Below are 6,662 nucleotides of genomic sequence, written 5' to 3'. Positions count from 1 at the left end.
CCCTCCGACCGGGCCCACGCGAACGCCCCCTCACCCCGCAGCCCGCCGGCGACCGCACCGGTGCTGTCGAGGCGGACCCCGAGCTCCCACGAGTATGGCTGCCGCTCAGGCTCCGGGATGCGCTCGGGCGTGTAGTAGGAGTCCCGCCGGGCGTTCGGCCAGCCCACGTCATGCATGATCAGCAACGGAAGGTAGGGACGGCCGGTGGCCCGGGCCGCGTCGGCGATCGTCTCCAGCTCGCTGGTCACCGTCGCGTAGTTGTGATCGCCGTCGATCAGGTAGGCGTCCACGGGGGCGAGCCCGACCAGGGCCTGCGGGCTGTAACCGCGCACCACGTCGACCTCGAGCCCGTCTCCGGGCTCGGGCGCCACGCCCGGATCCGGGTCGATGACCACCAGTTTCCCGCCGCCACGCCCGCGCAGCAGGTCGACGAGCAGGGACGTGGCGGCGCCGCTCTCCGAGCCGATCTCGGCGACGCTGCGGATGTCGGCGGCCCTCAGCAGCGGCACCCAGATCTCCCGCAGCTCCGCGAGGGAGTGCAGCAGCAGCGGCTGCAACGTCCTGTTGGGGGCCGACTCGACCGCGTACGTGTCAGGCTCACCAGACTCGCCCAGGACATCCTCCTCGCGATCGTCGACGCCTTCACGGTCAGTGACAACGCCGCCAGGAGCGACGGCAGCCGGCGTGGTCCCCGGCACGCGGGTGGTGACCACGCCGCCGCTCTCCTGATCGCCGCGCGTCCCCCGATCGTCACCGGTCTCCTGATTGTCCTGTGCCTCCTGGTCGCCGTGGGCGGCAGCGGCGCGGCTGGCGGACGGCACGCCGAACCACGGCGTACCCGGCCGCGCCCCGGCCGTCCCACTCGATCCATCCGATCCGGCGGCCTCGGCGGCCTCGGCGGGATCAGGATGCGGGACGGGGGTGCCCGCGTCGGCGTCCGCGGGCACCCGGTTGCCGGGATCCGGCGCCGACAGGTTCGCCGCGGGATACTCACCGGCGCTGCCACGCGGCCCACCGTCACCGGCGGAACCACGCCACTCGGCCGGACGACCCACAGCAAGATCGTTCACGCTGCCCCCACCCAGAGCTGTATCACTCACAGCGACCCCGTCCACATTGTCCGCAACGACCGCACCATCGCGATCGACCGATTCTCCCTCAGAGTCTTCTTTGGATGCTTCCAGCGACGCGCCCGGCAACCACGATCGCACCACCTCCGACCACAGTGCCTTTTCAATGGCCTCCTTCAGGGGCCTCCGGCAGCTTCAACGGTCCCTGGAGCCCGTCGGCGGCGCGAGCAAAATACGATCATGCCGCCGGCGGCCCGAGAGCACAGGCTCAGAAACGCTCCTCGAGCTCACGCCGCAGCCGCTGGACGGCCCGGCGTGACAACGGCGCGCTCTGCTCGGTCGGGATCGCCAGCGGGTCGAAACGGATCCCCAGCCACCCGAAGGCGAACTCGACGTCAATGGCGTAGGTGGCCGCCAGATGTGCCTGCGCCACCGGGTCGAGCACGTAGATGAGCTGCGGGTCGTCACCGAGAATCTCGATCAGGTTCGGCTGGAGGACCCGCGCCCCGAGCAGGTGCAGCCGCGCCTCGTCCAGGACCGAAGTGATCGTCACCTCGTGGGGCTCGGTGACGTTGTTGAGGTGGAAGGACAGCTTCAGCCAGTCCAGCCGCAGCAGGCCGCGCCGGCCGGCCGGGTCGATGCGCACCCGGCGGACGCCGACCCCGTCGATGCGCAGGCGCACCAGCGACAGCCCGTCCCGTCCGGAGCGGGTGACCGCGGACTCCTTCGGGCCGGCGGCGAAGTCCGCCCCGGCATCGACGTAGACCTCGACCGGGCCGGCGGCGGCCTCCGGGGAGACCTCCAGCGCCGAGATCCCGGCGCCCGCGGCCAGCCCGCTGACGACCGCCAGCGGCCGGTTCGCCACCGCCGCCACCCCCGCCGGCCAGTAGAGCTCCTGCATCGGGATCTTCTCAAGATCGGCCGGGGTCAGGTATGGCATCCTGCGCAGCAGATCGGCGGGCAGCAGCCCTTCGGAGGACTCGGAGCCGAAGTTGTCGTCGTGCGACCACATCCCGAACGCGAACGCCTCCTGCGGGGTCGGCCGGGTCACGAACCGGGTGAGGGTGCGCAGGGCAGCCAGCCGCGCCCCGTCCGACACCAGGGACGGCATCGGCGTCTCGCTACGGTGGTAACGCAGCCATTCCCGCTGGTAGGCGAGTACCCCGTCCTGGACGGCGGCCCGCTGCGCGACCTGCGTCCGGGAGGTGTGGTCGGCGGCGAGCACGGGGGTGAGATCCTCGTCGAAGCCGATCAGCGAGCCGATGTCGGGCATGCAGAGCTGCTCGAGCACCTCAGGGCTGCGCATCACCGGGGCGAACAGCGCCTCCGGTTCGCCGCCGGAGGCGACATAGCCCTCCAGCCGCAGCCCGGACAGGCGGTGCACACTGACGCCGGCGTTGGTCGCCAGGTACAGGCCGACGATCTCCACTTCGCGGCCGGAGGCCACCAGCAGCTGGTGCAGCAGGCCCTGGATGGTGCCGCCCCAGCCCAGGTCGACGATAACGACCCGGTCCGCGTCGCCGAGCTGGGCGTCGAGATAGCGCAGGTAGCGCTCCCGCAGCTGGCTCGCGGTCGTCACGATCTCGCCGCGGACCCGTTCGTCGTTGCACAGCGCCCGCAGGGTCTCCTCGAGCAGGCCCGGGACGTCCAGCCGCCGGCCGGCGAGCGCCGAGAGGCCGGCGACCTCCTCCACGCCTACCCCGAGCTGGCGCAGCAGCTGCCCGACGCTGGGGGCGTGCCGTCGGGTCAGGAAGCCGCGCAGCTCCTGTGGGCTGCCCTCGAAGACGTTGGCCAGCGCGCACACCTGCCGGGACGCCCACAGCGGGGACGTGGTGATCCCGCGGTCGTGCCCGGGCTCCGCCAGCGCCCGGGCCAGAAACACCCCCTCGCGCATGAGGCAGTGGATCCGGTCGACCCCGTAGGCCTCGGCCCGTTCGACGGCCCACTCGGCGAATCCGGTGAACACCGGGCCGAACACGGCCGCGCCGGTCTCCCAGTGGCGGCGCAGGCCCGATGGGACGGCTGCGGCGTCGGCGCGGTGCAGGGTCCGGGCCCGGATCGCGGTCACCCCGTAGTCGCCGTGCACCGGGTCGACGGGCGTGTCGGAGGTGGGCCGGGAACGCAGCCCCTCCAGGTCCAGCGTCGTCTCCAGCCCGCTGGTGTACTTGGGGTAGTGGACGGCGAGAATCCCGTGCTCACGGGCGCCCTCGACGTCGGCGACCGGGTTGTCACCGAGGTGGATGACCCGGGACGCCGCGACCCCGGCCTGCGCGAGCACGTGGGCGAACAGGCCGTTGCTCTTGTTCACCCCGGCGTCGCTGGAGGTGAGCACCTGGGTGAACCTGATGCCGGCGAGCTCCGGCCGCCGCAGCAGCCGGCGCAGCTGGTCCGGCGAGAAGTAGGTGTCGGAGACCAGGTGGACGGGCCGGCCGAGCTTGGTGATGGTCAGCTCGGCCAGTTCGGCAACGGCCAGGTCGGCCCGGCAGATGTCCCGTTCGAGAGCGACCTCCATGGCGACGAGGTCGTCGATGCTGCCGCTGCCGGGCAGCGCCGCCGCCAGCACCGACCAGATCTCGTCCAGCCGGGCCTCCGGCGTGCCGCGCCCGGCCTGGCTGCGCTCGCGGGCTCTGGTCTCGGCGTGCACCCGCAGCTGGGCGAACTGCGCGGGCGACAGCGACGGCGGCAGCAGCCCGGCGGCGGCCAGCCGGTGCCCGAACAGCAGGAAGGCGTGGGTCGGTTCGGGCACGAGCCGCAGCAGCAACGTGTCGAACACGTCCAACGTCAGCACCTCGGCCCCGCCGGACTCCAGATGGGACCAGACCTCACGGATCCGGACGTCGGTGAACACGGGCGTCCTCCACAGACGGGGGCACCACGGCCACCGCCGACAGGCCGGCTGGTATCCGGGTCAGACTGGACAGTGACCGGCCGGAGCTGAATGAACGGCCCGATACTATGAATCGGCCCGGTGGCCGCAGTCACCGGAGTACCAGGTCCGGCCGCCGGAGCGCCAGGCCGGCCACGTATCGTCTCGGCGCGGTGTCCGCCGGTCAGTGCGATCCGGTGTTCCCGGTAGCGTCGGGCCCGTTTCCCACTTGGCGCGGCTCACGGAAGGTTGTCGGTGTCGAACCTGACTGATGAGCGGTCCGCACCGGCGGCCACGCTGGCGGCGCGGCAACGGATCCACGACGACGGGCGGGGCCCGGATTCCCGCCGGCTCGCCCGTCGCAGCCGAGCCCAGACCCGGGTGCGCTGGGAGCTGCTGCGCAATCTGATCCGCAAGGATCTCAAGGTCAAGTACAAGGGGTCGACCCTCGGGTTCGCCTGGTCGCTGGCGAACCCGCTGCTGCTGCTCGCCGTGTACACCCTGGTGTTCCAGGTCATCATGAACGCCGGGGTGCCCCGTTTCGGCGTCTACCTGATGTCCGGCCTGCTGATCTGGAACGCGTTCTCCGCCAGCGTGTCCGCGGCCAGCGGCAGTGTGGTCTTCAACGCGAACCTCGTGAAGAAGGTCCGTTTCCCGCTGCCGGTGCTGCCGCTTTCCGCCGTGGGATTCGCCATCGTCCACTTCGTCCTGCAGCTCGCCGTGCTCTTCGCGGTGGTCGCGGCGCTCGGTTACAGCTTCGTCGGCTTCCAGCTGTTGCTGCTGGTGCCGGCGTTCACGGTAGCGATGATCTTCACGATGGGCCTGGCCATGCTCGTGTCAGCGCTCAACGTCCGATACCGCGACACCGAGCACCTGCTGGAGGTGGCGCTGCTCGCGTGGTTCTGGCTCAACCCGATCGTGTATCCGGTCGGGCTGATCCGTAAACTTCTGCACGAGTGGACGTGGATCTATTTCCTGAATCCGATGGCGACGGTCGTCGCGACCTTCCAGCGGGCAATCTACAAAGGGCCGACCGTCAACCCCGCGAACGGGCAGGGCATCCTGGCCGACCCCGGATACTTCTTCTACCTCGAACATCTTGCTGTCGCGGGCGCGATGTCGCTGGGCCTGCTCTGGCTGGGAACACACGTGTTCCGCCGCATGCAGGCCGACTTCGCCGAGGATCTCTAGAACCCGGCTGAAGTGGTCACGACAACCGTCATGATCGTGTCCGCGGAGGCAGTGAGGAAGGTTTGACAGACGTGCCAGCGCAGCAGTCACCAGCCGGCCCGACCGTGACCGGCGAGGCCTTGGACGCTTCGGACGCTTCGGACCCGGACGTTTCGGACGCGGCGATCACCCCGACCCCCGCACCCGCGACGGGCCCGGCGGGCCCAGCGCCCGTAGCGGGCCCGGCGGACGGGGCAGGCCGGACGGACGGGGCAGGCCGGACGGACGCGGTGAGCGAGGCGTCCACGGCGACTCAGGGATCCCCGCCGGTTGCCCCGGTGGTGATCCGGGCGACCGGTGTGAGCAAGAAGTTCATCTCCTACCACCGGCGGGCAACCAGCCTCAAGGAGCTGTTCGTCCGCCGCGGGCAGGCCAGCGGGGACGATTTCTGGGCGCTGCGCGACATCGACGTGGAGATCGGCAACGGCCAGACGGTGGGGCTCGCCGGGGCGAACGGCTCCGGCAAGTCCACGCTGCTGAAGGTGCTGGCCGGCATCCTGCGCCCGACCCACGGCGAGGTCTCGGTCAGCGGGCGGATCGCCTCCCTGCTGGAGCTCGGCGCCGGCTTCAACGGCGAGTTGACCGGCCGGGACAACGTCTACCTCAACGCGTCCCTGCTCGGCCTGTCCCGCCGTGAGATCGACCGGATGTTCGACTCGATCGTCGACTTCGCCGAGCTCCCCCACAAGATCGACGACGAAGTCAAGCACTACTCGTCCGGCCAGTACGTCCGGCTCGGGTTCGCCGTGGCCGTCCACGTCGACCCGGACGTCCTGCTGGTGGACGAGGTGTTGGCGGTCGGAGACGAGGCCTTCCAGAAGAAGTGCCTGGCGAAGATCGAGGAGTTCCGGCGGCAGGGACGCACGATCCTGTTCGTCACGCACTCCCTGGACCTGGTCGAGAGCATCTGCGACCGGGTCCTGGTCCTGGAGTCCGGTTCGATGATCTTCGACGGCGCGCCGGAGATCGGCACCCGGCTGCTGCGGCAGCGCCTGGGCAGCCTGCCCTCGGACGGCTCCGTGCCCTACGACGCCGCCGCCGTCCGGCCCGTCCTGGCGACCTTCGCCAGGGACCCTGGGGGGCTGCCCCAGGTCCAGTTCGACCCGGGTGAGAAACTGACCGTCTCCCTGACCCTCGACCTCACCCAGGACGCGCCGGAACGGATCTACCTGCACGTCTACGTTCTCGGCCAGCACGATCTGCCGATCTGGCTGATGGAGACGCCCGTCGGCGGCATACCGAGCAGACCCGGACTCCTCACCGTGGACTTCACCGTGCCGAAAATCCCCGAGCTGCTGGGCGCGTTCGCGATCAGCGTGCACGTCTCCGACGCCACCACCGGCGTCCCGATCACCAAACGGCGCTTCGACGACCTGTTCGGGATCAGCGGCCCGCAGGCCGGTGGCCTGCTCAAAGTCGACTACGAGGCGAGGGCCCGCGGATGAGCGACCCGACCACCCCCGACCCGGCCCCCGAGGCTCCCGGCCCGACCACCG

Annotated in this window: 4 protein-coding genes; 2 read left to right on the top strand and 2 right to left on the bottom strand. The window is 70.7% G+C overall.

Annotated elements, in window-relative coordinates; genetic code table 11:
• Positions 1–1,100 (bottom strand): class I SAM-dependent methyltransferase (locus tag CM1CMNOD_RS22800; protein WP_241245614.1); only part of this gene is annotated, 1,100 nt, incomplete at its 3' end.
• Between the two features lie 238 nt (positions 1,101–1,338).
• Positions 1,339–3,918, bottom strand: a complete 2,580-nt coding sequence (locus CM1CMNOD_RS04800; RefSeq protein WP_013872535.1) for an HAD family hydrolase — start codon at positions 3,916–3,918, stop codon at positions 1,339–1,341.
• Between the two features lie 273 nt (positions 3,919–4,191).
• On the opposite strand from CM1CMNOD_RS04800, the gene CM1CMNOD_RS04795 reads away from it, so the two are divergent.
• Positions 4,192–5,127 carry an ABC transporter permease gene (locus CM1CMNOD_RS04795; RefSeq protein ID WP_013872534.1) on the top strand — a complete coding sequence of 312 codons (936 nt, stop codon included), beginning with the start codon at positions 4,192–4,194 and terminating at the stop codon, positions 5,125–5,127.
• 71 nt (positions 5,128–5,198) lie between these two features.
• Complete coding sequence (locus CM1CMNOD_RS04790; protein WP_013872533.1) at positions 5,199–6,611, top strand: ABC transporter ATP-binding protein; 1,413 nt, start codon at positions 5,199–5,201, stop codon at positions 6,609–6,611.
• Positions 6,612–6,662 lie beyond the last annotated feature (51 nt).

Source organism: Protofrankia symbiont of Coriaria myrtifolia (assembly GCF_900634755.1).
In the GTDB taxonomy this organism is placed as follows: Bacteria; Actinomycetota; Actinomycetes; order Frankiales; family Frankiaceae; genus Protofrankia; species Protofrankia coriariae.
This window is presented reverse-complemented; position numbering and strand designations above follow the sequence as displayed.